The sequence below is a fragment of the Janthinobacterium rivuli genome, assembly GCF_009208735.1.
Lineage (GTDB): Bacteria > Pseudomonadota > Gammaproteobacteria > Burkholderiales > Burkholderiaceae_D > Janthinobacterium.
In genome coordinates this window covers 160467-185518 of sequence record NZ_WFLJ01000015.1, presented here as the reverse complement: position 1 = coordinate 185518, position 25052 = coordinate 160467, and the positions used below count along the sequence as shown (strand labels likewise).

Genomic DNA, 25052 nt, shown 5'->3' with positions numbered 1-25052 from the left:
TGTAGCGCCGCCTTGCGCACGGAATCCGATGCAAGCAGGCAATCGGCGTAGTCGAGCCACAGCGATTTATGGCGCAGGCGGGCCAGCGGCGTCCCCGTCAAGGCATTGAAGGTGCGCCCGCAAGGCACGCAGCGGTAGCGCTGCAAGCCGTGCGCATGGCCATGCCGATGCAGATGGGACGAGCGGCAGGCGGGACAGGCCAAGCGCGGCTGCGCCACGCCCTCCAGCAGCGCGACGGTCGCGTCGTGTGGCGCGTTGCCACGCAGCAGGGCCATGCCTGTCTGCCGCTGGCACCGGTTCAGGCGAGCAAACTGGGCGATAAAACGGATCCATTCGGCTGGCTGCATGATCGGCTCCCGGTGTGGTGGGTATGCAGAGTCAGACAGCACCGCCAAGGGAAGATTCCGGCATGCCCCCTACTTGCCGATGACAGAGCCTATTTTTTCGCCTGCTCGATATGCGGCAGCAGCACCGTCAGGATGCCCAGCAGCGGCAGGTAGGAGCAGAGCTTATACACATAGGCGATGCCCGCCACGTCGGCCAGGTGGCCCATGGCGGCGGCCGCGATGCCGGAGACGCCGAACATCAGGCCAAAGAAAATCCCCGCGATCATGCCCACCTTGCCCGGCACCAGTTCCTGCGCGAAGACGACGATGGCGGAAAACGCGGAGGAAATCACGAAGCCGATGATCACCGTCAGCACGGCCGTCCAGAACAGGTCGACGTAAGGCAGCAGCAGGGTGAATGGCGCGGCGCCCAGGATGGAAATCCAGATCACGCGCTTGCGGCCGATACGGTCGCCGATGGGGCCGCCCATGAAGGTGCCGGCTGCCACGGCGGCGAGGAAGAGGAACAGGTACAGCTGGGCATCGCCGAGCGACAGCTGGAATTTGTCGATCAGGTAAAAGGTGTAATAGCTCGACAGGCTGGCCATGTAGATGTACTTCGAGAACACCAGCAGCGCCAGCACGCCCAGCGCTCCCATCACCTTGTTGCGCGACAGGTTCGGTCCATGGCCGCCCGCCTTCGGCTTGAAGCTGGCCAGATGGCCGCTATACCAGTGGCTGACCTTGTACAGCACGCCGATGGCCAGCACGGCCAGCAGGCTGAACCAGGCGATATTGCCGTGGCCACGGTTCACGATGACGGCCGCCGCCAGCAGCGGCCCCAGCGCGGAACCGACGTTGCCACCCACCTGGAACAGCGACTGGGCGAAGCCGTAGCGCCCGCCCGAGGCCATGCGCGCCACGCGCGACGCTTCCGGGTGGAAGGTCGACGAGCCGACGCCGATCAGGCCCGAGGCGATCAGCAGGGTCGGAAAGGTCGAGACGATGGACAGCATCAGCACGCCGGCCAGGGTGAAGCACATGCCGACCGGCAACAGGAACGGCAGCGGACGGCGGTCCGTGTACAAGCCGATCCAGGGCTGCAGCAAGGAGGCCGTGCACTGGAACGTCAGGGTTATAAGGCCGACCTGGGTAAAACTGAGTGAAAACTCGGCTTTCAGCATCGGATAAATCGACGGCAATAATGCCTGGATCAAGTCATTGAGCAAATGCACGAAGGCGACGGCGCCCAGGATGTGCATGGCCAGACCGGATTGTTGTTGGGAACTATGAAGCGAGGGAGCCGCCGGCACGGACTTGGCCAATGCCGGAGCAGGTGTGGTTGTGTGCATGTATCATCCGCAATAATCGGGCACGGCGGGCGGCCCGGCAAAGAAGCCAGTATAGTATGGTCGCTGAACTGATAACTTCCAATAATCGTCGCCCAAGTGACAACCAAGAGACAATCAGGCGACAAGCCAACGATCCCCATGTACACCCAGCAATCCGCCCAGACCCACCCCGACGGCGTGCCGTTCAGCCGCAGCACCAGTTCGCATGATTACCAGCACGTGCCGCGCCCCGTGACGGCCATGTCCAGGCAATATGCGGCGGGCGACTACACGGCGCCGCACAGCCATGTGCGGGCGCAACTGCTGTATGCGACGCAAGGCGTGATGCGCGTCTCCACCGAGCACGGCGTGTGGATATTGCCGCCGCGGCGCGCCCTGCTGATCCCCGTGGGCGTCGTGCATGAAGTCCACATCTTGAGCGAACTGAGCATGCGCACCGTGTACATCGATGCGCAGGTGGCGGCCCAGTATGGCGCCGATTGCAAGGTGCTGGAAGTGAGCCGGCTGTTGCGCGAGCTGATCCTGGCCTTGCTGGCCGAACCGATCGAATATGCGCTGGCGGGACGTGGCGACTGGCTGGCGCACCTGATCCTGTCGGAACTGGCCGCCGCCGATACCGTGCCGCTGGCCATCCCCTGGCCGCGCGACCGCCGCCTGGTGGCCGTCTGCTCGGCCATCATGAGCGCGCCCGGCAGCCGGCGCAGCATCGAGGAATGGGCGCAGGACGCGGGCGCCAGCGCGCGCACCCTGATCCGCTTGTTTCCCAAGGAAACGGGCTTGCACTACCGCCAGTGGTTGCAGCAAGTGCACCTGGCCGAGGCCTTCTGCCGCCTGGACCGGGGCGAAGGCGTGGCGGCCATCGCCTATGCGCTGGGCTATGCCAGCCCCAGCGCCTTCAGCGCCATGTTCCGCCGCATCCTGGGCCGCACGCCGCAGCACTACCTGAGCGAGTGGCGCGCCGCCGATTAAATGAAAAAGCAGCCCGTGGGCTGCTTTTGTCAAGTCGTTTGCCAGCATCGTCGGCTTACGCCCTGCGGGCTAAGCCGACCTACTCTTTTTCACCTGCGATCAGACGGTAGGCCAGCGCGCCAAGCAAGGCGCCGATGATGGGCGCCAGCCAGAACAGCCACAGCTGGCTCGTGGCCCAGTCGCCCACGTACAGGGCCACGCCCGTGCTGCGTGCCGGATTGACGGAGGTATTGGTGACGGGAATGCTGATCAGGTGAATCAGGGTCAGCGCCAGGCCGATCGGCAGCGGGGCGAAACCGGCCGGGGCGCGCCTGTCGGTGGCGCCGAGGATGACGATCAGGAAGAACATCGTCAGCACGATTTCAATGACCAGCGCCGACAGCATCGAATAGCCGCCCGGCGAATGGGCGCCGAAACCGTTCGAGGCAAAGCCCTTGCTGACGTCGAAACCGGCCTGCCCGCTGGCGATCACGTACAGCACGCCGCCGGCCACAATGGCGCCCAGCACTTGCGCGATGATGTATGGCAACAGCTGATTGGCGGGAAAGCGGCCGCCGGCCCACAGGCCGATCGACACGGCAGGATTCAGGTGGCAACCCGAGATGTGGCCGATGGCGTAAGCCATGGTCAGCACCGTCAGGCCAAACGCCAGCGCTACGCCGGCAAAACCGATGCCAAGACCGGGAAAGGCGGCAGCCAGCACGGCGCTGCCGCAACCGCCCAGCACCAGCCAGAACGTGCCGAGAAACTCGGCGCCATATTGTTTCATGATGGATTCCTTTAAAGTGACGAGAAAACGTGCCAGGGACGACCAATCGGACCGCTCACCACCTTTGTCCGCGCCCGGGGGCGACGACAAAGTACAGCACCAACAACGCACCGCACGCTGCAGAGCGCGAATAATGACATGATGTCATTATCAATGCAACATTATTGCGTACAATAATGTTAATAGTTTTCTTGACACATAAAGGCTGTTTTGATAATTCTCATGCCGCCGGGCGGCGCATGTATTTTTGCGGCTCTTCCAGCGGCGCAAAACCAAAGCCCGCATACAGGCCATGCGCGTCATCGGTGCCCAGCATCCAGGCGACGTCGCGCAAACGCGCATCGCCGAGCACGGCGGCCACCATCTGCTTGCCATATCCGCGCCCCTGGTAGGGCGGCAGCACGAATACGTCACGCAAATAGGCAAAATCCGTGTAGTCGGTGATGACCCGGGCGAACGCCACTTGCTGACCATCCACATAACCGCCGAAACACAGGGCGTTGGCGATCCCCTTGCGCACCGTTTCCAGCGCCACGCCGCGCTTCCAGTACGATTGCTCGCTCAAGTAGCGGTGGATCATGGGCACGTCCAGCTCGCCGCGGGCGCTGGAAATGCGCAGTGGCGCGTGCATCAGTTCTTGAGCAGCAGATCGGCTTCGGCGATGCTGGGTTCGCCGAAGTAGACGGTGCGCGAGCCGCCCTTGCCATCGCTGCCGATATACACGCCCGTCATGCTGCGCTCGACCGGGTCGTACAGGATGGAGTAGCGGTGGCCGCAATTGTGCGGCTCGCAGACGCTGCTCAGCAGACGCGCCTTGCCGTCGATCTCGACCGGCTTGAGCGGGCTGGCCACGCCGTTCGGCACCCAGCGCTGCCGCTTCAGGCCCGCCTTTTTCAAGCCCACATTGAAGGCATTGCGAAAGGCGTAGTCCGCCTTGTAGACGTCGGGGAAATACGGGCAGGTGTGGCCGCCATCGCAGCTTTGCGCCTGCTCGATCAGCGACAGTTTGGGCGTGCGCGCTTGCGCTGGCATGGCGGCCAGCGCCACGGCGGCGCCCAGGAACAGGGGGAACAGCAAACGTGCGGACATGCAATCTCCTAAAAGCACTCAGTAATGCGGGCAGCATAGCAGAAAGGCATGCTTGTGCGCCCGCCTCAGGGAGAACAGCGGATACCGACCACCCCGTTGACCTTGCCTTCCGGCCAGCCCGTCTCGCGCCAGCGGTACACGCCGGGCGCGACGATGATCAACTGCCATTCCACCAGCTTGCCGGCGGCATTGCGGCGGGTTTCATTGTCGTAGCGTAAGGTCAGGCTGCGCCCCGTTTCCGCCACCACCGTCGCGGCAAAGCGGTTGGTTTCGCCGAGCTTGCTTTTCCACGTGCGGTCGTTGAAGATCGCCAGCCGCTGATGATCGTCAGACAGCTGCATGCGCGTAAAGTGCCGCGCTTCTTCGCAAACACTATTCGTATTGACGCTGTCGGACCAGCTGCCAGACAATTGCGCGACGTCAAAGGCATCGACAGGGAGGGGAGCGGCGGTCACGGCCACACTCAGCAGCAAGGTTGCAAGCATAGTTTATCGAAAGAAAACGAAAAGAATGATCATGGCAGGCGCAGCGCCAGGGTAATGCTCGACGGCAGCGCGGGCGTGCGCCGGTGCAAAGTCGCCTGCTCATAGGCATACGCCATGGCAATGAGCGGCATGTCGCCGTGCGCAGGGCCGATGAAGGACAAACCGACAGGCAAGTCCCCGACCACGCCGGCCGGCACCGTGATATGCGGCAAGGCCGACGGCGCCTGCGCGACGCCATGGCAGGTGGGTCCCACCAGCGCATCGAGTCCATGCGAGCCCAGCAACGCTTCGATGCCGCCAGGCCCGGGCGCGGTTGGCATCTCGATCAGTTCCGCCCCCTGCTCGCGCAACGCCAGCAGCGCCTGCCCGATCACGGCATCGGTCCCGGCGCACAGGCCGAACAGGCTGCGCGCGACGCCGATGCGGCGCCCGCGCAAGCCGGCCGTATCCAACACCACGCTCTCGGCCAGGCGCTCGCCGCGCAAGGCCGCGAGCAGCCAGGCCGCTTCACGCACGCTGGGCGCCATCGGTCCGGCCGTGGCTGGCTCGCCGCCCTGCTCCGCGACAGTCCTGCCCGTGGGTTTGATGGCGACCAGGCCGCAGTTTGAGGCAGGCGCGACGATGGAACCGTCCGCCGCGCTGTCGACGGCCAGGATGGTGAGCCCGGCCCAGCTGGCACTGGCATGCGGCACGCTGACGGCGGCCCACTGGCGCAAATTGCTTTTGCCGATGATGACGGCGCCGGCCGCGCGCAAGCGCGCCGCCACAAAGGAATCGCAGCTGGCATGCGTGGCCACGGGGGACTGCGTGCGCGTCTTCATGCGGTCGCCTGTGGCGATATTGTCGCGCAGGACGACGGGAATGCCGTGCAAGGGGCCGCGCACCTTGCGCACTTGCCGTTCGCGGTCCATTTCCAGGGCAATTTTCAGCGCATCGGGATTGATTTCAATGCCGGGATAGGCGCGCGCGCCGATGCTGCACAGGGAGCGGATACGCCCCAGGTACTGCGACGTCAGCGCATGGGAACTGAGTTTGCCTGCCTGCATCATCTGCTGTTGCGGCAAGACGCCGGCATCGAGCAAATGGGCCATGGGGCTGGCGGGCGCCGTGGCACGGGCCAATACGGGACGCGCCACGCCCCGGGACGCGCCACTGCGTAACATCTGACTGCGCTGCATGCTATCTCCAGGAAACTTCAATGTTTCTACCGCAATAATGTGCTAGCCATAGCATAGCAGTCCTTGCAACACAATTGTTGTTGAAGGGAATTATTTTTTAAGCAAAAAAAACGCCGCCCGAAGGCAGCGTTTCTTGATGATCAAGCACTGGGACAGCGCAGTGCAAGGATTGATCAGTTGCGTACGACACGCTTGTATTCGTTGGTACGGGTGTCGATTTCGATGACGTCGTCCTGTGCCACGAACAGCGGCACTTGCACGGTGTGGCGATGTGCGTCGATGGCGTTTTCGATCTTGGCTTCTTTCAGGACGTTGCCCGACGTGTTGCCCTTGACCGCTGGCTCCGAGTACACCACTTGACGGGCGATGGTCGTCGGCAGTTCAACCGAGATGGCCTTGCCGTCGTAGAAAATGGCTTCGCATTCCATGCCATCTTTCAGGTAATTCAGCGCTTCGCCCAGGTTTTCTTCTTCGATTTCGTACTGGTTGTACTCGGCGTCCATGAAGACGAACAGCGGGTCGGCGAAGTACGAATACGTGACTGGCTTTTTATCCAGAACAACAACGTCGAACTTGTCGTCGCCGCGGAACACGTTTTCCATCGGGGTGTTCGTCAGAAGATTTTTCATCTTCCATTTGTAGGTGAAGCCCGTGCGGCTCGAACCGTTGACATCAGAACGCAACACGATCATTGGCTTGCTGTCGACCATGATGATATTGCCAACACGAATTTCTTTTGCGGGTTTCATAGGAATGTACGTAAAAAGTGGGTTGCATGAAGACCATCTGCCGCCTGTGCGCCATCAGCGCCGCAAGCTTGCGTTTGATCGGTTAAAAATACGTTAGAAATAACCGGGCATTTTACCTTAATTTTGGGCAAGCGCCTATCTCGTCGCGCCGGCGAACGCCAGCAAGTTACTTGCCAGATCGCCATTAGCCTGCATCTGCCGCTGCCAGGCCTGCGCGCGCGCGCGGATGCGCGGCAGATCGGCCTGCAATGCAGGCCACAGCTGCCCCCACGGCAAGGCGTCCGCGCTGGCGCCATTCCAGGCCAGCGCCGCCTGTGCCAGGCTATCGATGACACCATCGGCATCGGCCGCATAGCGCTGCAGGAAGGCGCGCAATTTCACATGATGCAAGTTTTCATCCTGCAGATAGATATGCCAGAGAAACGGCTGGCCGGCCCATTGCGCACGCACGAAGGAATCTTCGCCGCGCACCAGATTGACGTCGCACGCCCACAGCAGGCGGTCGTAATCGTCTTGCGGCACGAACGGCAGCACGCGCACGGTGAGCGCGCCGCGCGTGCACGCCGCCCCGGCCACCGCAGCATCGTCGCCGATAAACGCCTGAACGGCATCGAACGCGACGCCTTCCGGCACCAGGCACGTCACGGGCTCGCTCCCTTCCCGCCAGGCGGCAAACAGCTCGGCGACCGGCGCGGACGGATAGCAGAACAGCGATATTTTCAAGGCGCGCATTTCCGCTGCCGTCACGCCGAATTGCCCGAGGAATGCCGCCACGGCGGCCGCATCAGCCTGGAACGCCAGCCTTTTTTCGTCTAGCGCCGCTTCGCGCAGCAAGCCGCCCGTCTTGTTCGTGAAGCCGGGAAAGAAGAAATGCTTGATCATGCCATGGCGCGGCGACGTCAGCGCATGACAGCCCTCGACCCATTCTTCCGCCGTCAAGCCTTCCAGGTTCAGCCACACCGGTTGCGGCGCGCACTGCGCCATGGCGGCGATATAGCCCGGAGGAATGTCGCAGGCAAAGAATTCGATGACGATGTCGGCGATATCGGCGGGGGCGAACTCGCCCTCCTGGTCGCGCCAGTGGCGCACGATCACGCCAGCGACCTGCTGCGCGTCGGCCGCCACGTCGATGGCGGGGCAAATGCGCTGGAAACTGGATAAATCGTCGACCCACAGGGTGACGGCCACGCCATGCTCGCCGCTCAACTGCCGCGCCAAACGCCAGCAAATGCCGATATCGCCGTAGTTGTCGACGACTTTGCAGAAGATGGCCAAGGTTGGCGCGTGATCGGTAGCTAATGGCATATGTAAAGGGAAAGAAAAAACGTGGCATGGCAGCAAACAACAAAAAAGCCGCACTGTTACCAGGCGGCTTTGTTGTTGGCTGATTCAGCCGGTCTGGCGTCCCCAAGGGGATTCGAACCCCTGTACTCACCGTGAAAGGGTGATGTCCTAGGCCTCTAGACGATGGGGACAGAAAAATCTGTCCTGGATGCGCTACCCTGCATCCCGACCTTGTTACTACGCGAATCTGGCGTCCCCAAGGGGATTCGAACCCCTGTACTCACCGTGAAAGGGTGATGTCCTAGGCCTCTAGACGATGGGGACAGAAATCTGTCCTGAATGCACTATTTCGCATCCCGACCCGGTACTGCAGCAATATGACAGAAACAAAAAAAGCCTGACTTGTCAGGCCCATTCAGCACTGCACTCTTACTTTACAACTAAATCCTGGCGTCCCCAAGGGGATTCGAACCCCTGTACTCACCGTGAAAGGGTGATGTCCTAGGCCTCTAGACGATGGGGACCTGTGCTGGCTTTACTCTCAGCGGACTCTTCGTTGAAGGCTTTGCTTAGCCCCTCAAAAAAGCGTGCGCGAAGTTTAACACGAAGCGATTCACGAAATCAACTGCTGGCCTTCTTATTTTCCACCTTATTGCACTCCCCGCCCCATGGAAACGCGATGATGACGGGAAAGCAAGCAAACGGGCGATCAGCCCTCCTGGCGCAGCACAGCATCCGTGCCGACGATGCGCACGTCATGCATCTGCCGCAAATAGGCTTCCAGGTAAGCCTTGTGCGACACCCCCACCACCACCAGCACGCGCATGCCCGGGCGCGCCATCATGACTTCGCGGATATTCGAGGCCATGCGCAAATTGCGCGTCTCCCAGTAGGCCACGTAATTGCGGCCGAATTGCTGTGGTGACACCTCCTCGAGCGCCGCGCCGAAGTCGCTGCGAAAGACCATTTCGGCCTGATCAGACGCGTTATAGGCACGATACATGGCCAGCACGGCGGCCGGCGTTGTCGATGCAGCCACCAGCTCCGCACCGATACGCTTGCGCTGCACCATATGCGGGTTATCCCATACCCTCATGAGCGCCTCGCCGTAGGCCTTTTCGTCTTGCGCAGTGTCGGCGGGCGCGTCCGACGTATGATCATCCATGGCATACACTTGCTCATGACCACTCTTCGCCGCCACCACGGCAGCGATCAGCATATCCTCGCCGCGCCGCTGCAGCAGGACATTGAGCATGACCACCAGCGCCGCATCCAGCCCGTCGCCCGCCCGTCGCTCCGCCTCCGGCAGGCGCAGCCATTGCACCAGCGCGGACGCCCGCTCACCACCCGCCAGGAACAGCGACGCCAGGGTGCGCCGCTGCCCGGCGGACGGCGCCGCCGGCCATGCGGCCAGCAAACGCTGCGTCTGCACGGTCGCCGCCACCACATCCAGACCCGTCGCCGCTTGCGCGGCGGCAGGATCCCAGCAATAGGACTTGATCGCGCCAGCATAGCGCTGCGGATAGCTGCGCAGGTACGCACATTGCAGCCCGGACAAGGCCTCGATGGCAATCGCTTGCGGCCGCCACGCCAGCAAGCGTGCGTTCAAAGCACTCAACTGCGACGCATCAAACGACTTCGGCAACTGCGACAGGTGCGGCGTGCCCAGCACCATCACTTCGTTGATGCGCCCTGATTGCAATTTGTGGGCGGCGGGATCGAAGGGCGCGGCAGGCGCCGTGGCTGCGCACGCCGGGACGCAAGCGGCGAACAGCATGCTGGCAAATAAACGGGACATTCCACCTCCGGGATTGAGTGATTTCATGACGATACGCATACGCAAAAACGACGGCAGGCGCGGCCCCGCCCATCCATTGCTCGAACCATGACAATCTTAGGCATTCGACAGCACGATGTCCGCCCAAAAACGATAAACGGTAAAAATTGCATTCTGGAATGCAACTAATGAGGATATGCCGCGCGCACGCGCAAAGAAAGTTATGCGATAAGTGGAGGACTGGAAGGAGTGGGGAAAATATCGCGGAAATAAAAAAGCCGCCCGAGGCGACTTTGATGGTCATGCGACCTCCGCACTGCCGGAGGAAGCAAGACGCGAACTAAGCGCCGGCCTCTTGCACGCCATGCCAGCGCACTAACAGCTTAGCCATATTCCCCGAGGGGTATGGCGGAAATATGCCGGACATAAAAAAAGCCGCTCAAGGCGACTTTGATTATCATGTGATTTCTGCGCTGTTGGTGGAGGTAAGCGGGATCGAACCGCTGACCTCTTGCATGCCATGCAAGCGCTCTCCCAGCTGAGCTATACCCCCCGGGCGCAGAAACACTGCTACTTCTTTACAACCACAACACCAGACCGAACTGGCGTCCCCAAGGGGATTCGAACCCCTGTACTCACCGTGAAAGGGTGATGTCCTAGGCCTCTAGACGATGGGGACCACGGAACTACAGTTTGCTACTTTACTCCTGCGCTGTTGGTGGAGGTAAGCGGGATCGAACCGCTGACCTCTTGCATGCCATGCAAGCGCTCTCCCAGCTGAGCTATACCCCCCGGGCGCAGAAATAATAAAAGCCGCACTTGGCGACTTTGTTCCACTACTTGCTTTCCATCCAGATTCCGCTTTTTACGGCCCTGAACTTACAACAATCAGTACAAACAACTGCCACTACTATAACACAACTACCTGGCGTCCCCAAGGGGATTCGAACCCCTGTACTCACCGTGAAAGGGTGATGTCCTAGGCCTCTAGACGATGGGGACCGCGGAACTTCCAAACAACATCTGCACCACTTCAACGACTAACAAAACCTGACTGCGATTTTGCTGCTGGTGGAGGTAAGCGGGATCGAACCGCTGACCTCTTGCATGCCATGCAAGCGCTCTCCCAGCTGAGCTATACCCCCGTTGGTGCAGAAACAAGAGTATAGCAAAGAAGTTTCACTCTGCAAATACCCTTTTTCGTCTATGAGCAACTTTTCATAGGGACGGTTTCCGCACCCTGTTTTTACGACGATTGGATCGCGATGCTTACAACCACTTTGCCAGGCGCGCCAGCACGGTGTCGCGGCCGAAGATCACCACCACCTGGTCGATGGCCGGCGTCTGCAGCTGGCCCGTCAGAATCAGGCGCAAAGGCATGGCCAGCAGCGGCATCTTGATGGTGTTCGCGGCCAGCACTTCCTTGATCATGGCGGCGACGGCTTCCTTGCTCCACTCCACCGTGGCGATACGCTCGGCGAACTGCGCCAGCACGGGCTTGATGGCATCCGTGATGTGCTGCGCGACCAGTTCTGCGTCCGGCTGCGGTTCGCGGAAGAACAGCATCGAGGCGGCAGCCAGCTCATTGACGGTGTTGGCGCGCTCTTTCATCATGCCCAGCACTTGCGCCAGGTCCGGCGCGCCTTCGAAGACGGCGCCGGCGGCCAGCATTTGCGCACGCGCCAGGTCGGCCAGGCGCGTGTTGTCGGCCTGCTTGATATAGTGGTTGTTCAACCAGGCCAGTTTTTCATTGTTGAACTGGGCCGCCGATTTCGACAGGTGGTTCAGGTTGAACCACTCGCAGAACTGCTCGGTTGAAAACACTTCATCGTCGCCATGGCTCCAGCCCAGGCGCGCCAGGTAGTTCAGCATCGCTTCCGGCAGGAAGCCCTGCGCCGGGTAATCCATCACGCTGACGGCGCCGTGGCGCTTCGACAGTTTCTCGCCATCCGCGCCCAAAATCATCGGCAGGTGGCCGTACAGCGGCAGCGGAGCGCCGATGGCGCGCAGGATGTTGATCTGGCGCGGGGTGTTGTTGACATGGTCGTCGCCGCGGATCACGTGGGTGATGCGCATGTCCCAGTCATCGACGGCCACGCAGAAGTTGTAGGTCGGCGTGCCGTCCGGGCGCGCGATCACCAGGTCGTCCAGTTCGCGGTTGGAAATCGTGATCGTGCCCTTGACCACATCGTCCCACGTCACGTCGCCATCGAGCGGATTCTTGAAGCGCACGACGGGCTTGCGGTCGGCAGGTACGGCCGGCAGGGTCTTGCCAGGCTCCGGACGCCAGGTGCCGTCGTAGCGCGGCTTTTCGCCGGCGGCGCGCATGCGCTCGCGCATCGCTTCGACTTCTTCCGGCGACGAGTAGCAGTGATATGCCGTGCCCTCGGCCAGCATCTGCGCCACCACTTCGCGGTAACGGTCCATGCGCTGCATCTGGTAGAACGGGCCTTCGTCGTGGTCCAGGCCCAGCCACTTCATGCCATCGATGATGGCTTGCACGGCTTCCGGCGTGGAACGCTCCACGTCCGTGTCTTCGATGCGCAGCACGAAAGTGCCGCCGAAGTGGCGGGCATACGCCCAGCTGTATAAAGCGGTGCGGGCGCCGCCCAGGTGCAGATAGCCGGTCGGGCTGGGAGCGAAACGGGTACGGACGGGAGTAGCGGTTGTGGTCATCGAAGTAATCAGGCTTGAATAAGTAAAACACCATTTTACTCTGTTGACCGCCGCCGCTCCACAAGCACCGTCACAGCTGCAGCAAGCGCCTTTTTACTTCCTCCGCCTGCGCATGCAGGGCCCGCTCGAACAGGGCGACCAGTTGCGACAGGGGCCGGTGCAAAGGTTTCACGAGATTCACCGTGAACGGCAGGGACACGCCGAAGCGGCGGATCTGCAAGCCCTGCCCCGCATAATCGAGGGCCGTGAGCGGATTGACGATGGCCAGCCCCACGCCTTCGCGCACCATGGCGCACACGGAGGCGGCGCTGTGCGTGTCGAGCGCCATGCGCCGCTCCACGCCCGCCTGCGCGAAAATGGCGTCGATCTGCTGACGGTAAGGGTCGACGGCGGCCAGGCTGATGAAAGGCAGGCCCGCGAAGTCGGCCGGCTGCAGCACGGCCTTGCCGGCGAGCGCATGGCCGTCGGGCAGCACGCACACTTCATCGACGGACATCAAGGTATCGAGCGCGGTGCCCGGCGGCGCATTGCCCACTTCCGTCAAGCCGATATCGTGGCGCTGCGCCGACAGCCACTCTTCCAGCAGCGGCGACTCCTGCGGCGTGATGCTGATGCTCACCTTGGGAAAATCGGCCACGAAACGCCGGCACGCCTGCGGCAGCAGCGACTGGGAAAACACGGGCAGGCAGGCGATCGACAACTGCCCCTGGTCGAACTGGCGCAGGGCCGCCGCCGTGCTGACGATGCGCTCCAGGCCGAAGTACGCGCGCTGCACTTCCTCGAACAGCTGCAGCGCCTGCGCCGTCGGACGCAGCCGCCCCCGTTCGCGCTCGAAGAGCGTGAGGCCAGTCAAATGCTCGAGGCGCGCCAGCTCGCGGCTGACGGTGGGCTGCGACGTGTGCAGCATCGTGGCGGCGGCCGTCACGCTGCCCGTCGTCATGATGGCGCGGAACACTTCGATATGGCGCAGGGAGATAGTCATGGTCATATCATAAATGAATAAGGTAGCCCTAAATAGATATTTTATAGTCGAAGCGCAATCGGCCATCATGCGCTATCTCCTCATTCCACCGAAAGCACACGATGAAGCCCGTCACCGACCAGACCCTCGCCCAACTCGCCCAGGAACACGGCACGCCACTGTGGGTGTATGACGCGGCCACCATCCGCGCGCGCATTTCCCAACTGGCGCAGTTCGACACCGTGCGCTTCGCGCAAAAGGCCAACTCGAACATCCATCTGCTGACCCTGATGCGCGAGGCGGGCGTGCACGTGGACGCCGTCTCGCTGGGCGAGATCGAGCGCGCGCTGCAGGCAGGCTTCACGCCGGCGCAAACCAACGGCGCCGCCGGCGTGGTCTTCACCTGCGACCTGTTCGACCGCGCCACCCTGGCGCGCGTGGCGGCGGCGAAGATCGAAGTCAATTGCGGCTCCGTCGACATGCTGCGCCAGCTGGGCCCCGTGTCGCCCGGCCACCGCGTCTGGCTGCGCATCAATCCCGGCTATGGCCACGGCCACAGCAACAAGACCAATACGGGCGGCGAAAACAGCAAGCACGGCATCTGGCATGAAGAACTGCCGGAGGCGCTGGCCGTCATCCGCGCGCATGGCCTGCACCTGGTGGGCCTGCACATGCACATCGGCTCGGGCGTCGACTACAGCCACCTGGAAACCGTCTGCGGCACCATGGTCGACCTGGTGAAAAACATGGGCCATGACATCGAAGCCATTTCCACGGGCGGCGGCCTGTCCGTGCCCTACCGCGAAGGCGAGCAGCCGGTCGACACGGACCACTACTTCCAGCTGTGGGATGCGGCGCGCAAGCAGATCGAGGCGCACCTGGGCCACGCCGTGCACCTGGAAATCGAACCGGGCCGCTTCCTCGTGGCCGACGCGGGCTTGCTGGTGGCCGAAGTGCGCGCCACCAAGCAAATGGGCGGCAACCATTTCACCTTGCTCGATACGGGCTTCAATGAACTGATGCGCCCCGCCATGTACGGCAGCTACCATGAAATGTCGCTCATCGCGCATGACGGCCGCGCTCTCGATACGCAGCGCGCCACCGTGGTCGGCGGCCCCTTGTGCGAATCGGGCGACGTCTTCACCCAGCGCGACGGCGGCGTGGTCGAAACCCGCCTTCTGCCCGCGGCGCAGGTGGGCGACTACGTCGTCTTCGAAGGCGCGGGCGCGTATGGCGCGTCGATGTCGTCGAACTACAACAGCCGCCCACATGCGGCCGAATACCTGGTCGATGGGGCACAATCGCGTTTGATCCGCCGCCGCCAGACGGTGGCCGAGCTGATCGCGCTGGAACAACTGTAACACCTCGCCCGCGTGCGGGCATGCGCATCTGCTAACATCGGGGCAACTCGATGAAAGTCCGCCATGCCCGCCCAAGTACCTCTCTTCCGTAGCGCCACCCGGCTGCTGCTACCCCTGCTGCTGTCCGCCATCCTCGCCGGCTGCGCCTCACTGCCCTCGCTGGAAGGCCGCAACACGTCGACCGTCATAGCCGACACAAAGCATACCCAACTGGCCACGGCCATCGCGCCCATGGTGGCGCAGCATCCCGGCACCTCCGGCATTTACCCGCTGGTCGATGGGCGCGACGCCTTCGCCGCACGCGCACTGCTGGCCGCCGCCGCCCAGCGCAGCCTGGACGTGCAGTACTACATCTGGCACAAGGACATCACCGGCACCCTGCTGTTCGACGCCCTGCGCCAGGCGGCCGAACGGGGCGTGCGCGTGCGCCTGCTGCTCGACGATAACAACACGGCGGGACTGGACCAGACCTTAAGCATGCTGGGCAAGCAGCCCAATCTGGAAATCCGCCTGTTCAATCCCTTCGTGCCCCGCGCGCCGCGCGCGCTGGCCTTTGCCACGGATTTTTCGCGCCTGAACCGGCGCATGCACAACAAATCGTTCACGGCCGACAACCAGGCCACCATCGTCGGCGGGCGCAACGTGGGCGACGAATATTTTGGCGCGGCCGGCGACGTGCTGTTCGCCGACCTTGACGTGCTGGCCATCGGCCCCGTCGTCGACGAAGTTTCACGGGATTTCGACCGTTACTGGAATAGCGCCTCGGCCTACCCGGCCAGGCTGCTGCTGACCATCCCGGTCGACGGCGACGCAACCACCATCGCCGCCGAGGCGGACCGCATCGACGACACCAAGGCGGCCGAGGAATACGTGCAGGCACTGCGCACCTCGCCCTTCGTCAAGCAGATGATGGAGCGCACCCTGCCCTTCGAATGGGCAAAGACGCGCATGGTCAGCGACGATCCGGCCAAGGTGCTGGACAAGGCCAGGCCCGGCACGGGCGTGGCGGAAAACCTGCAAAACCTGCTGGGCGTGCCGGAAAAGGAAGTGGACCTGGTGTCGCCGTATTTCGTGCCCGGCAAGGCAGGCACGCAAGCCTTCGCCGACCTGGCACACAAAGGCGTGGGCGTGCGCATCCTGACGAATGCGCTGGAAGCGACGGACGTGGCGGCCGTGCATGCCGGTTACGCGAAGTGGAGAAAACCGCTGCTGGAAGCGGGCGTGCTGCTGTACGAATCGCGCCGCTCGTGGGAAGCCGGCGATGCGCGCGAACAGCCGGGCCGCTTCGGCAGTTCCGCCTCGAGCCTGCATGCGAAGACCTTTGCCGTCGACGACAGGCGCATCTTCGTCGGCTCGTTCAACTTCGACCCGCGCTCGATCGAATTGAACACGGAAATGGGCCTCGTCATCGACAGCCCCGCGCTGGCCAGCCAGCTGGGCCTGGCCATGCGCACCACCATCCCGCAGCGCGCCTACCAGGTGCTGCTGGGCGACGACGGCACGCTGTACTGGATCGCCCGCGACGCCAGCGGCGGCGTCACGCGCTACGACACGGAGCCGGGCGCCAGCGTCTGGAAGCGCATGGGGGTGGCGATACTGTCGGTGCTGCCGATAGACTGGCTGCTGTAACGAACGATTAGCGCACCGCTTCCGTCAACACCCGCCCTTCCGACGCCGACGGCTGGCGTATGCGCAGCAGATGGGCCAGCGTAGGGGCGATGTCGACCACTTCCGCGTACTGGCCATAGGCGCCCTGCTTGATCCAGCGGGGGCCGAAGACCATCAGCGGCACGTTGGTGTCATACGTGTACGGCGTGCCGTGCGAGGTGCCGCCGGCGCCCTTGCCGAAGTACCAGGCCGGCTTCGTCACCAGCATCAGGTCGCCCGACAGCTGGCGGTTCCAGGCGCGGCGCATCAGGGTGTCCATGCGCGTGGCGACGGCTCCCGATTCCATCTGCGTGCGCGTATAGACCTGCGCCAGGCCGTCCTGCTGCAACAGGAAACGGGAGGCCGCGTCTTCCAGCGCGGCGCGATGGATGCCGCTCTTTTCCGCCAGCGCGTAATCGAGGTAGATATTCGGCAGCGACGACGTCGTCACCAGTTTATCGATACCCAGGGTCGCGGCCAGGTGCTGGTTCAAGGCATCGACCAGTTTGGCGCCGTCGATGCGTTTGGCCGAGAAGCCGCGCGTTTCGGCGAATTCCGGCACGTTGGCAAAGCCATGGTCGGCCGTCAGCACCACCAGCACGTTGTCCATGCCGACTTTTTTATCGAGGTCGGCAAAGAAGCCTGCCAGCATGCGGTCCAGGCGCTGCAGGTGGTCGTGCGACATCTTGCTTTCCGGGCCGTAGGCATGGTTCACGTAATCGTGCGCGGACAGGCTCACGCCGAGGATATCGGGCACGCCGGCCGGGTTGCGGCCCAGGTTTTCGCCATCGATGGCGGCGCGGGCGAATTCCAGGGTCAGCTCATCGAGGAAGGGTCCGGACTTCAGGCGGCTGTAGTACTCGCCATCGAGCTTGCCGCTGTCGCTGTAGTAGGCGAACGGGAAGGTGTTGCGCGTGCCAGGCTTGGCCGGCACCAGATCATCACGGGCGTCGCGCGCATAGGCGGAATCGGCCAGCAGCGGGGTCCAGCTCTTGCCGTAATAGCGGTCCTGCGGTTTGGCCGCCTGGTAGCGCTGCACCCATTGCGGGTGCTGCTGCATGTAATAGGTGCTGCTGGCGAAGTTGCCCGTCTTTTCCATGTACATATAGGCCGTGCCCGTTTTCCCGGCCAGCAGGATGGCGCCCCGATCCTTGCCCGACACCGTGACGACCTTGGCCTTGTCGCCCGTGGAATAGCGCAGTTCGTCGCCCAGGGTGCTCACGCGCAGTTTCGTCGGCGCCGTGCCATCATCGGGCTGCGTGTCTTCGCCGATGTAATGGAAATTGCCATCCTCGGTGCAGTACACGGATTTTTTCGTGACGGGATCGATCCAGTTATTGCCGATCACGCCGTGCTGGTACGGATAGGCGCCCGACAGCACGGCTGAATGGCCGATGGCGGTGACCGTGATGCCATGCGCCTGGTGCGCATCGCTGAACCACGCGCCCTGCTCCAGCAGGCGGCGGAACCCGCCCTGGCCGAACTGGTCGCGGTAGCGCGTCACCTGCTCTTGCGGCAAGCCGTCCACCACCAGCACCACCACCAGCTTCGGCTGCGCCGCAGCCTCGGGAACGGCCTTGGCAGCGTGCGCCTGGCATGCTGCCACGCCAGCGACCAGCAGCAGCGCCTGCGCCAGTTGTCGGGAAAGGGAGAAATGTTTCGTCATATCCGCTCATCAAAAGTTAGGCCACCGGGCAGCATACGCCGACTATATGACGCAATGATGACAAGAGGCAACAACATGAAAAAGGCCGGACTCCATCGCTGGAATCCGGCCCCATACTGAAATAGATGAATTTGCCTGGCTTATTTGCCTGGCTTACTTGACCGTCACCTTGATGCTTTTGCTCAACTCCGGCCCATACGACTGGTGCGCGCCGTTGGCGAACTGCATGGTCAGGGTGTACTGGCCCGGCGGCAAGGTGACGTCCGTTTCCGTCTGGCCTTTGCCGAAATGCAAATGCTTGTCGTCCATGGGGATCATCTCGCCCGCCTTCATCGGCCCCATATTGATGAGCAAATGATGGTGGCCCGTCTTGGCCGTCATGTCGCCGGCCGGCTTGATATCCATGCCGCTGACGGCGAATTTCACCTTGAACGGACTGGTCACTGTCGCGCCATCGACGGGCTCGAGGAACGAAACGGATTGCGCAAACGCGCTGGCGGCCAGCAGGCTGCCAGCGATCACGGCGATACTGCGGCGCAGGAATACGGTGGTCAATTGCATGATGTCTCCTCTTGTTTAGTAACAACACGGACTGCATGAAACCATATTCCTGCCGACCATGGCGCATGGCAGCGCCACGCCCGACGTTTAATCGTTTTTGATGACGATGCTCGGGAACTTGCTGGTCATATCCTTCGCCTTTTCCGCCACCTTGATCGCGATGGTGCGGGCGATCTGCTTGTAGATCACGGCGACAGGGCCATCGGGCTCGGCCACGACGGTCGGCGTGCCGGAATCCGTCTGCTGGCGGATCGCCATGGTCAGCGGCAAGGCGCCGAGGAATTCCACGCCAAAGTCCGCGCACATCTTCGCGCCGCCGCCGGCGCCGAAGATTTCTTCCGCATGGCCGCAGTTCGAGCAGATGTGCGTGCTCATGTTTTCCACCACGCCCAAAATCGGAATGCCGACCTTCTCGAACATTTTCAAGCCCTTGCGCGCGTCCAGCAGCGCGATGTCCTGCGGCGTCGTGACGATGACGGCGCCCGTGACGGGCACTTTTTGCGACAGGGTCAGCTGGATGTCGCCCGTGCCTGGCGGCATGTCGACGATCAGGTAATCGAGGTCGCGCCAGTTGGTCTGGTCCAGCAATTGCTGCAAGGCTTGCGTGACCATCGGGCCGCGCCACACCATCGGCTCGTCCGGATCGATCATGAAGCCGATCGACGACACTTGCAGGCCGTGGTTTTCCATCGGCTCCATGCTCTTGCCGTCGAGGGTCTTCGGCTGGCCGCTGATGCCCAGCATCATCGGCTGCGAGGGGCCATAGATGTCGGCGTCGAGCATGCCGACGGTGGCGCCTTCGGCGGCCAGGGCCAGGGCCAGGTTGACGGCCGTGGTCGATTTACCAACACCACCTTTACCCGAAGCGACGGCGATGATGTTTTTCACGTTGCTCATCGGCTTCAAGCCGCGCTGCACCGTGTGCGAAATGATTTTCGACGACACGCCCACGCTGACGTTGCCCACGCCCGGCAGCACGCGCAGCGCGGCCAGCACGGACTTGCGGATCAGGTCGATCTGGCTTTTGGCGGGGTAACCGAGTTCGATGTCGAGCGAAATGTCATCGCCATCGACCTTCAGATTCTTGACAGTTTTGCTGGAAACGAAATCTTTATGTGTATTTGGATCAATAACCTGGGCCAGCGCGGCCTTGACGTCTTCTACTGTGATGCTCATGTAAATCTCCGTGTGTACTACATATGTGCAATACGCGCAGTCTAGCGCAAATTTGCATGGCGCGATGGCGGCAAAAGCATCACTTGCCGGCGCCGCATCTGCTCATATTGCCTTTCCGCTGTTAAAATGACCTATTATCCATCCCAAAAGTGCATCAATCATGACTCGCAAGCTGTTCGTCACCACTGCCCTGCCTTACGCAAACGCCGCTTTTCACATTGGCCACATCATGGAATACATCCAGGCCGATATCTGGGTCCGGTTCCAGCGAATGCAACGCGATGGCGCAGCCGGCCGTGAAGTGCACTTTGTGGGCGCCGACGATACGCATGGCACGCCCATCATGATCGCCGCCGAAAAGGAAGGCATCACGCCGCAGCAATTCGTCGCCAACATCGCCGCCGGCCGCGCCCAATACCTCGACGGCTTCCATATCGCCTTCGACAACTGGTATTCGACCGATTCGCCGGAAAACGTCGACCTGTCGCAATCGATCTACCGCAAGCTGCGCGATACGGGCCTGATCGTCACGAAAACCGTCGACCGCTTCTTCGATCCGGTCAAGGGCATGTTCCTGGCCGACCGCAACATCAAGGGCGAATGCCCGAAATGCGGCGCCAAGAACCAGTATGGCGACAATTGCGAAGTGTGCGGCGCGGCCTACCAGCCGACCGACCTGGTCAACCCGTTCTCCGTCTTCACCAACGCGACGCCCGTGATGAAGCCGTCGGAACAGTATTTCTTCAAGCTGTCCGACCCGCGCTGCTTCGAATTCCTCAAGGATTGGCTCAACACGCCAGGCCGCTTGCAGCCTGAAATGGTCAACAAGGTCAGCGAATGGCTGGGCGAGGCGGGCGAAAAGCTGGCCGACTGGGATATCTCGCGCGACGCGCCCTATTTCGGCATCCCGATTCCCGATGCGCCGGGCAAGTTCTTCTATGTATGGATGGATGCGCCCGTCGGCTACCTGGCCAGCCTGAAAAACTATTGCGACAAGAAAGGCCTCGATTTCGACGCCCTCTTGAACGATCCTGCCACGGAACAAATCCACTTCATCGGCAAGGACATCGTCTCGTTCCACCTGCTGTTCTGGCCCGCCATGCTGAAGTTCGCCGGCCACCCGGTGATCGACAAACTGAAAGTCAACGTGCACGGCTTCCTGACGGTCAACAACGAAAAGATGTCGAAGTCGCGCGGCACGGGCATTTCGCCGCTGCGCTACCTGGACCTGGGCATGAACCCGGAATGGCTGCGCTACTACATCGCCTTCAAGCTGAACTCGAAAGTGGAAGACCTGGACTTCAACGGCGACGACTTCGTGGCCCGCGTGAACAGCGACCTGATCGGCAAATACGTGAACATCGCCAGCCGCTGCGCCGGCTTCATCGCCAAGCGTTTCGACGGCAAGCTGGCATCGACGCTGTCGGAAGGCGCGCAAAGCTGGATCAACCGCGCGCTGACGGTGGACGTGAACGGCGTCATCGTCGAGCGCCAGGCCAGCATCGCCGCGCACTTCGAGAACCGCGAATTCGGCAAGGCCTTGCGCGAGATCATGGAAATCGCCGACATCACCAACCAGTATGTCGATGAAAACAAGCCGTGGATCCTCGCCAAGGATGCGGACAAGACGGCCGAACTGCACGACGTGTGCACGACGGCCCTGATCCTGTTCCGCCAGCTGACGATCCTGCTGTCGCCGGTCTTGCCGGGCGTAGCCAAGAACGTGGCTTCCTTCCTCAACGACGCCGAGTTCACTTGGGCGGACACGCAGGTGTTCGGCGACGCCGTCTCGAACAGCATGCTGGGCCGCACCATCGGCGCCTACAGCCATTTGATGACGCGCATGGATGCGAAGATGATCGAAGCGCTGTTTGACGCGCCGCAAGCGGCAGCCGTCGCGGCACCGGCGGCCGACGCCGCCAACGACGCCGCGCCAGCCGCTGAAACACATTCCTCCGCCATCGAGGAACTGGCGCCCGAGATCAAGATCGACGACTTCCTCAAGGTCGATCTGCGCATCGCGAAAATCGTCAACTGCGAACTGGTCGACGGCTCCGACAAGCTGCTGCGCCTGACCCTGGACGCGGGCGAAGGCCGCTTGCGCAATGTGTTCTCCGGTATCCGCTCGGCCTACAAGCCGGAAGAGCTGGTTGGCAAGCTGACGGTGCTGGTGGCCAATCTGGCGCCGCGCAAGATGAAGTTCGGCATTTCGGAAGGCATGGTCATGGCCGCCTCCGCCGCCGACGAGAAGGCCAATCCGGGCATCTACATCCTGAACCCATGGCCGGGCGCCGAACCTGGCATGCGCATCCGCTAAGCCCGCACAAGGACCGATGATGAATATCGTGGTGCGCGAAGCAACAAATGCCGATGCACAACTGATGGCCGAGCTGACCCGCGCCGCGTGGGTCGGCAAGGTCGCCGCCTCGTCCAGTGGACACCACGAGACGGCGCAGCAGGTGGAAGCGCAATTGCGCCACGGCGGCGGTTTTCTGTTGTTGATCGACGACATTCCAGCCGGCTCGCTGCGCTGGATGCCGCTCGACAGCGACCCCGCCATCTGGAAGATTTCGCGCATGGGCGTGCTGCCCGCCTACCGGGGCAACCACGTCTCGCAGCACTTGCTCGAAGCCATCATTCATCACGGCCTGTCGTGCCAGGCCGAGGAATTGCGCCTGGCCGTGCGGCGCGACCAGCGCAAGCTGATCGATTTTTATGCGGCCTTCGAATTCGAGCTGGCCGAAGAACTGGAATATTCGCACGCCAACCCCGCCGAACCGGCGCCGATGGTGATGCGACGTTTGCTACGTTATTGATTTTTAGCAATTTCACCCCGGACTTGCCGATACTGCAACCCGCGAAGCGACATGGCGCGGTAAAATACGGCCGGCTGACCTTACCCATAAGACACTCAGAAGAGAATATGAAACTGCCTGCAAAACACAACAACTACGTATCCGACCACACCCTGTTCATCGCTGAACTGAAGGCCAAGAATCCTGGCATGGAAGCGGGCCAGCAAGCGGGCCGTGCCCTGCTGTGGGACAAGCCGGCCGTCAGCATCGATGAGCAGGAACGCCAGTTGGCGTCGGCCGTCAAGCAACAGGCTTACGTTTACCAGAACAAGAACTAAGACCTGGAACCGGCACGATGTTGCCTGAAGAGTCTGCAGTCACGCCAGAAGACGACCTTTCCGGCGACGACGCAGTCATCGCCTTGCCCGAACCCGTCGCTAGCGGCGACGGCAGCGGCGCCCCTGCAGCATCCGCAAGCAAGGTGACGGACGCGGCGCCCGCCGCCGACCCGCTGGGCATCGCCCGCCTGTATGGCGAGCCGCTGCTGCGCATGCCGACGGATTTGTACATTCCGCCGGACGCGCTGGAAATCTTCCTCGAAGCCTTCGAAGGCCCGCTCGACTTGCTGCTCTACCTGATCCGCAAGCAAAACTTCAACATCCTCGATATCCCGATGGCGCAGGTGACCCTGCAATATCTGAAATATGTCGACCAGATCCGCGTGCGCAACCTGGAACTGGCCGCCGAGTATTTGTTGATGGCGGCCATGCTGATCGAGATCAAGTCGCGCATGCTCTTGCCGTCACGCAAGAGCGACGTCGAGGAAGATGGCGGCGATCCCCGTGCCGAACTGGTGCGCCGCCTGCTCGAGTACGAGCAGATCAAGCTGGCCGCCTACGACCTGAACGCCATTCCCCAGTTCGAACGCGACTTCGTGCGCACGCAGATTTTCATCGAGCAAAGCCTGACGCCCACCTGGCCCGACGTGGAACCGGTGGACTTGCAACAGGCGTGGCTCGACGTGCTGAAACGCGCCAAGCTGACCCAGCATCACCGCATCAGCCGCCAGGAACTGTCCGTACGCGAGCACATGTCGAGCATCCTGCGCCATTTGCAATCGTCGCGCTTCGTCGAGTTCAGCGAGCTGTTCGACATCGCCGGCGGCGTGCCCGTGGTGGTGGTCAACTTCGTGGCCCTGCTGGAACTGGCCAAGGAAACCCTGATCGAAATTACGCAAGCCGAACCGTTTGCACCCATCTACGTCCGGCTGGCCTATTCGCCCGCCTGATCCTCTCCCTTTGTCACTGACCACCGTACAACGGGGTTTTAGCGAAAGCAATCCATGAAAATTATTTCCGACATTGAAGAATTGCGCGACCAGCTCAGCGGACAGCTGCGCACGGCGTTCGTCCCCACCATGGGCAACCTGCATGAAGGCCATCTGTCGCTGATGCGCCTGGCGCGCAAGCATGGCGACCCCGTCGTCGCCTCGATCTTCGTGAACCGCCTGCAATTCGGCCCGAACGAAGACTTCGAGAAATATCCGCGCACCATGGCGGCCGACATCGCCAAGCTGGAAAAGGAAGGCGTGTACGTGCTGTTCGCGCCGACGGAAAAGGAACTGTATCCGGAACCGCAGGAATACCGCGTGCGCCCGCCCGATGACCTGGGCAATACCCTGGAAGGCGAATTCCGTCCCGGCTTCTTCGAAGGCGTGTGCACGGTCGTCACCAAGCTGTTCTCGTGCGTGGGCCCGCGCGTGGCCGTGTTCGGCAAGAAGGATTACCAGCAACTGATGATCATCCGCAACATGGCGCGCCAGTTCGCGCTGCCGACGGAAATCATCGCCGCCGAAACATATCGGGCCGACGATGGCCTGGCTTTGTCTTCGCGCAATATGTACCTGTCGGAAAGCGAACGGGCCGAGGCGCCGGAGCTGTACAAGGGCCTCAATTTCGTGGCCGAGGAAGTGCGCAAGGGCAACCTGGCCGTCGGTGAACTGGAACAGGCCAGCATGCAGCTATTGAACAGCCGTGGCTGGAAGTCGGACTACATCGCCGTGCGCAAGCGCGCCAACCTGCAAGCGCCGAGCGCCGCCGAACTGGCGGCCGGCGAACCGCTGGTGGTGCTGGCGGCCGCCAAGCTGGGACAGACCCGTTTGATCGACAACCTGGAAATCTAAGCGTCGCCTCCAAACATCACCTCAACGGGGCCATTCGGCCCCGTTTCCT

At 62.2% G+C, this 25052-nt stretch carries 23 protein-coding genes and 8 tRNA genes; 8 read left to right on the top strand and 23 right to left on the bottom strand.

The window, feature by feature from the left end; all coding sequences use genetic code 11:
• Positions 1-347: IS1 family transposase (locus tag GCN78_RS20455; RefSeq protein WP_193316804.1), on the bottom strand; the 347-nt coding region annotated here is incomplete at its 3' end.
• An 89-nt stretch (positions 348-436) separates the two neighbouring features.
• On the bottom strand, positions 437-1678 hold the full coding sequence (locus GCN78_RS20450; RefSeq protein ID WP_152253317.1) for an MFS transporter: 1242 nt from the start codon (positions 1676-1678) through the stop codon (positions 437-439).
• 138 nt (positions 1679-1816) lie between these two features.
• Between GCN78_RS20450 and GCN78_RS20445 the strand changes: the two genes are divergently transcribed.
• Entirely contained in the window at positions 1817-2647 is an 831-nt protein-coding gene (locus GCN78_RS20445) for an AraC family transcriptional regulator (RefSeq protein WP_152253316.1), read from the top strand.
• Between the two features lie 79 nt (positions 2648-2726).
• On the opposite strand, the gene aqpZ is transcribed toward GCN78_RS20445, so the two are convergent.
• The 18 genes from aqpZ to GCN78_RS20355 form a co-directional block, all read right to left on the bottom strand.
• Positions 2727-3416, bottom strand: a complete 690-nt coding sequence (gene aqpZ / locus GCN78_RS20440) for an aquaporin Z (protein WP_152253315.1) — start codon at positions 3414-3416, stop codon at positions 2727-2729.
• 220 nt (positions 3417-3636) lie between these two features.
• Complete coding sequence (locus GCN78_RS20435) at positions 3637-4047, bottom strand: GNAT family N-acetyltransferase (RefSeq protein ID WP_152253314.1); 411 nt, start codon at positions 4045-4047, stop codon at positions 3637-3639.
• Entirely contained in the window at positions 4047-4505 is a 459-nt protein-coding gene (locus GCN78_RS20430) for an Ivy family c-type lysozyme inhibitor (RefSeq protein WP_152253313.1), read from the bottom strand. Before GCN78_RS20430 ends, GCN78_RS20435 begins: the two co-directional genes overlap by 1 nt.
• 65 nt (positions 4506-4570) lie before the next feature.
• The gene (locus tag GCN78_RS20425) at positions 4571-4990 is read right to left on the bottom strand and encodes a hypothetical protein (RefSeq protein WP_152253312.1); all 420 of its coding nucleotides are present in this window, start codon (positions 4988-4990) and stop codon (positions 4571-4573) included.
• Positions 4991-5019: 29 nt separating this feature from the next.
• Entirely contained in the window at positions 5020-6168 is a 1149-nt protein-coding gene (locus GCN78_RS20420; protein WP_226939739.1) for an amidase family protein, read from the bottom strand.
• A gap of 173 nt (positions 6169-6341) precedes the next feature.
• Positions 6342-6917 carry an elongation factor P gene (locus GCN78_RS20415; protein WP_034778059.1) on the bottom strand — a complete coding sequence of 192 codons (576 nt, stop codon included), beginning with the start codon at positions 6915-6917 and terminating at the stop codon, positions 6342-6344.
• A 135-nt stretch (positions 6918-7052) separates the two neighbouring features.
• Entirely contained in the window at positions 7053-8222 is a 1170-nt protein-coding gene (gene earP / locus GCN78_RS20410; RefSeq protein ID WP_152253311.1) for an elongation factor P maturation arginine rhamnosyltransferase EarP, read from the bottom strand.
• Between the two features lie 94 nt (positions 8223-8316).
• Positions 8317-8392: transfer RNA gene (locus tag GCN78_RS20405), tRNA-Glu, on the bottom strand.
• A gap of 57 nt (positions 8393-8449) precedes the next feature.
• Positions 8450-8525: transfer RNA gene (locus tag GCN78_RS20400), tRNA-Glu, on the bottom strand.
• 124 nt (positions 8526-8649) lie between these two features.
• Positions 8650-8725 (bottom strand) — tRNA-Glu (locus GCN78_RS20395).
• A gap of 185 nt (positions 8726-8910) precedes the next feature.
• Positions 8911-9999: a DUF5694 domain-containing protein gene (locus tag GCN78_RS20390; protein WP_152253310.1), complete on the bottom strand. Its 1089-nt coding sequence runs from the start codon at positions 9997-9999 to the stop codon at positions 8911-8913.
• Positions 10000-10455: 456 nt separating this feature from the next.
• Positions 10456-10531: transfer RNA gene (locus GCN78_RS20385), tRNA-Ala, on the bottom strand.
• 50 nt (positions 10532-10581) lie between these two features.
• Positions 10582-10657: transfer RNA gene (locus GCN78_RS20380), tRNA-Glu, on the bottom strand.
• A gap of 37 nt (positions 10658-10694) precedes the next feature.
• Positions 10695-10770 (bottom strand) — tRNA-Ala (locus tag GCN78_RS20375).
• 134 nt (positions 10771-10904) lie between these two features.
• Positions 10905-10980 (bottom strand) — tRNA-Glu (locus GCN78_RS20370).
• A gap of 67 nt (positions 10981-11047) precedes the next feature.
• Positions 11048-11123: transfer RNA gene (locus GCN78_RS20365), tRNA-Ala, on the bottom strand.
• Positions 11124-11247: 124 nt separating this feature from the next.
• Entirely contained in the window at positions 11248-12654 is a 1407-nt protein-coding gene (gene gltX / locus GCN78_RS20360) for a glutamate--tRNA ligase (protein ID WP_152253309.1), read from the bottom strand.
• Between the two features lie 70 nt (positions 12655-12724).
• Entirely contained in the window at positions 12725-13636 is a 912-nt protein-coding gene (locus tag GCN78_RS20355; RefSeq protein WP_152253308.1) for a LysR family transcriptional regulator, read from the bottom strand.
• Between the two features lie 101 nt (positions 13637-13737).
• Here GCN78_RS20355 and lysA point away from each other — a divergent pair, with 101 nt between their 5' ends.
• Both lysA and GCN78_RS20345 read left to right on the top strand, forming a co-directional pair.
• Positions 13738-14976: a diaminopimelate decarboxylase gene (gene lysA / locus GCN78_RS20350; protein ID WP_152253307.1), complete on the top strand. Its 1239-nt coding sequence runs from the start codon at positions 13738-13740 to the stop codon at positions 14974-14976.
• A 63-nt stretch (positions 14977-15039) separates the two neighbouring features.
• Positions 15040-16605 (top strand): phospholipase D family protein, encoded by a 1566-nt coding sequence (locus GCN78_RS20345; protein WP_152253306.1) that lies wholly within the window; start codon positions 15040-15042, stop codon positions 16603-16605.
• 7 nt (positions 16606-16612) lie between these two features.
• Here the strand turns inward: GCN78_RS20345 and GCN78_RS20340 are convergent, their stop codons facing one another.
• From GCN78_RS20340 to apbC, 3 genes are all read right to left on the bottom strand, one after another.
• Complete coding sequence (locus tag GCN78_RS20340; protein ID WP_226939738.1) at positions 16613-18289, bottom strand: alkaline phosphatase family protein; 1677 nt, start codon at positions 18287-18289, stop codon at positions 16613-16615.
• 153 nt (positions 18290-18442) lie between these two features.
• A complete protein-coding gene (locus GCN78_RS20335; RefSeq protein ID WP_152253305.1) occupies positions 18443-18850 on the bottom strand; it encodes a DUF4399 domain-containing protein in 408 nt (135 codons plus the stop codon).
• Between the two features lie 87 nt (positions 18851-18937).
• Complete coding sequence (apbC, locus tag GCN78_RS20330) at positions 18938-20026, bottom strand: iron-sulfur cluster carrier protein ApbC (protein WP_131687374.1); 1089 nt, start codon at positions 20024-20026, stop codon at positions 18938-18940.
• 160 nt (positions 20027-20186) lie between these two features.
• Here apbC and metG point away from each other — a divergent pair, with 160 nt between their 5' ends.
• From metG to panC, 5 genes are all read left to right on the top strand, one after another.
• Positions 20187-22343, top strand: a complete 2157-nt coding sequence (metG, locus tag GCN78_RS20325) for a methionine--tRNA ligase (RefSeq protein WP_152253304.1) — start codon at positions 20187-20189, stop codon at positions 22341-22343.
• 19 nt (positions 22344-22362) lie between these two features.
• A complete protein-coding gene (locus GCN78_RS20320; protein ID WP_152253329.1) occupies positions 22363-22842 on the top strand; it encodes a GNAT family N-acetyltransferase in 480 nt (159 codons plus the stop codon).
• Positions 22843-22949: 107 nt separating this feature from the next.
• Positions 22950-23159, top strand: a complete 210-nt coding sequence (locus tag GCN78_RS20315) for a DUF3460 family protein (protein ID WP_034778041.1) — start codon at positions 22950-22952, stop codon at positions 23157-23159.
• A gap of 17 nt (positions 23160-23176) precedes the next feature.
• A complete protein-coding gene (locus tag GCN78_RS20310) occupies positions 23177-24109 on the top strand; it encodes a segregation and condensation protein A (RefSeq protein WP_152253303.1) in 933 nt (310 codons plus the stop codon).
• Positions 24110-24163: 54 nt separating this feature from the next.
• Positions 24164-25003: a pantoate--beta-alanine ligase gene (gene panC, locus GCN78_RS20305; protein WP_058048494.1), complete on the top strand. Its 840-nt coding sequence runs from the start codon at positions 24164-24166 to the stop codon at positions 25001-25003.
• Positions 25004-25052: the final 49 nt, after the last annotated feature.

What these genes read in the sequence shown, in the direction of transcription:
- lysA (WP_152253307.1), top strand. Translation starts at nt 13,738, where the DNA reads ATGAAGCCCGTCACCGACCAGACCCTCGCCCAACTCGCCCAGGAACAC.
- GCN78_RS20310 (WP_152253303.1), top strand. Translation starts at nt 23,177, where the DNA reads ATGTTGCCTGAAGAGTCTGCAGTCACGCCAGAAGACGACCTTTCCGGC.
- GCN78_RS20430 (WP_152253313.1), bottom strand. Translation starts at nt 4,505, where the DNA reads ATGTCCGCACGTTTGCTGTTCCCCCTGTTCCTGGGCGCCGCCGTGGCG.
- GCN78_RS20390 (WP_152253310.1), bottom strand. Translation starts at nt 9,999, where the DNA reads ATGTCCCGTTTATTTGCCAGCATGCTGTTCGCCGCTTGCGTCCCGGCG.
- GCN78_RS20340 (WP_226939738.1), bottom strand. Translation starts at nt 18,289, where the DNA reads ATGACGAAACATTTCTCCCTTTCCCGACAACTGGCGCAGGCGCTGCTG.
- GCN78_RS20420 (WP_226939739.1), bottom strand. Translation starts at nt 6,168, where the DNA reads ATGCAGCGCAGTCAGATGTTACGCAGTGGCGCGTCCCGGGGCGTGGCG.
- GCN78_RS20355 (WP_152253308.1), bottom strand. Translation starts at nt 13,636, where the DNA reads ATGACTATCTCCCTGCGCCATATCGAAGTGTTCCGCGCCATCATGACG.
- GCN78_RS20345 (WP_152253306.1), top strand. Translation starts at nt 15,040, where the DNA reads ATGCCCGCCCAAGTACCTCTCTTCCGTAGCGCCACCCGGCTGCTGCTA.
- earP (WP_152253311.1), bottom strand. Translation starts at nt 8,222, where the DNA reads ATGCCATTAGCTACCGATCACGCGCCAACCTTGGCCATCTTCTGCAAA.
- GCN78_RS20445 (WP_152253316.1), top strand. Translation starts at nt 1,817, where the DNA reads ATGTACACCCAGCAATCCGCCCAGACCCACCCCGACGGCGTGCCGTTC.
- GCN78_RS20315 (WP_034778041.1), top strand. Translation starts at nt 22,950, where the DNA reads ATGAAACTGCCTGCAAAACACAACAACTACGTATCCGACCACACCCTG.
- aqpZ (WP_152253315.1), bottom strand. Translation starts at nt 3,416, where the DNA reads ATGAAACAATATGGCGCCGAGTTTCTCGGCACGTTCTGGCTGGTGCTG.
- GCN78_RS20320 (WP_152253329.1), top strand. Translation starts at nt 22,363, where the DNA reads ATGAATATCGTGGTGCGCGAAGCAACAAATGCCGATGCACAACTGATG.
- GCN78_RS20435 (WP_152253314.1), bottom strand. Translation starts at nt 4,047, where the DNA reads ATGCACGCGCCACTGCGCATTTCCAGCGCCCGCGGCGAGCTGGACGTG.
- metG (WP_152253304.1), top strand. Translation starts at nt 20,187, where the DNA reads ATGACTCGCAAGCTGTTCGTCACCACTGCCCTGCCTTACGCAAACGCC.
- panC (WP_058048494.1), top strand. Translation starts at nt 24,164, where the DNA reads ATGAAAATTATTTCCGACATTGAAGAATTGCGCGACCAGCTCAGCGGA.
- apbC (WP_131687374.1), bottom strand. Translation starts at nt 20,026, where the DNA reads ATGAGCATCACAGTAGAAGACGTCAAGGCCGCGCTGGCCCAGGTTATT.
- GCN78_RS20450 (WP_152253317.1), bottom strand. Translation starts at nt 1,678, where the DNA reads ATGCACACAACCACACCTGCTCCGGCATTGGCCAAGTCCGTGCCGGCG.
- gltX (WP_152253309.1), bottom strand. Translation starts at nt 12,654, where the DNA reads ATGACCACAACCGCTACTCCCGTCCGTACCCGTTTCGCTCCCAGCCCG.
- GCN78_RS20335 (WP_152253305.1), bottom strand. Translation starts at nt 18,850, where the DNA reads ATGCAATTGACCACCGTATTCCTGCGCCGCAGTATCGCCGTGATCGCT.
- GCN78_RS20425 (WP_152253312.1), bottom strand. Translation starts at nt 4,990, where the DNA reads ATGCTTGCAACCTTGCTGCTGAGTGTGGCCGTGACCGCCGCTCCCCTC.
- GCN78_RS20415 (WP_034778059.1), bottom strand. Translation starts at nt 6,917, where the DNA reads ATGAAACCCGCAAAAGAAATTCGTGTTGGCAATATCATCATGGTCGAC.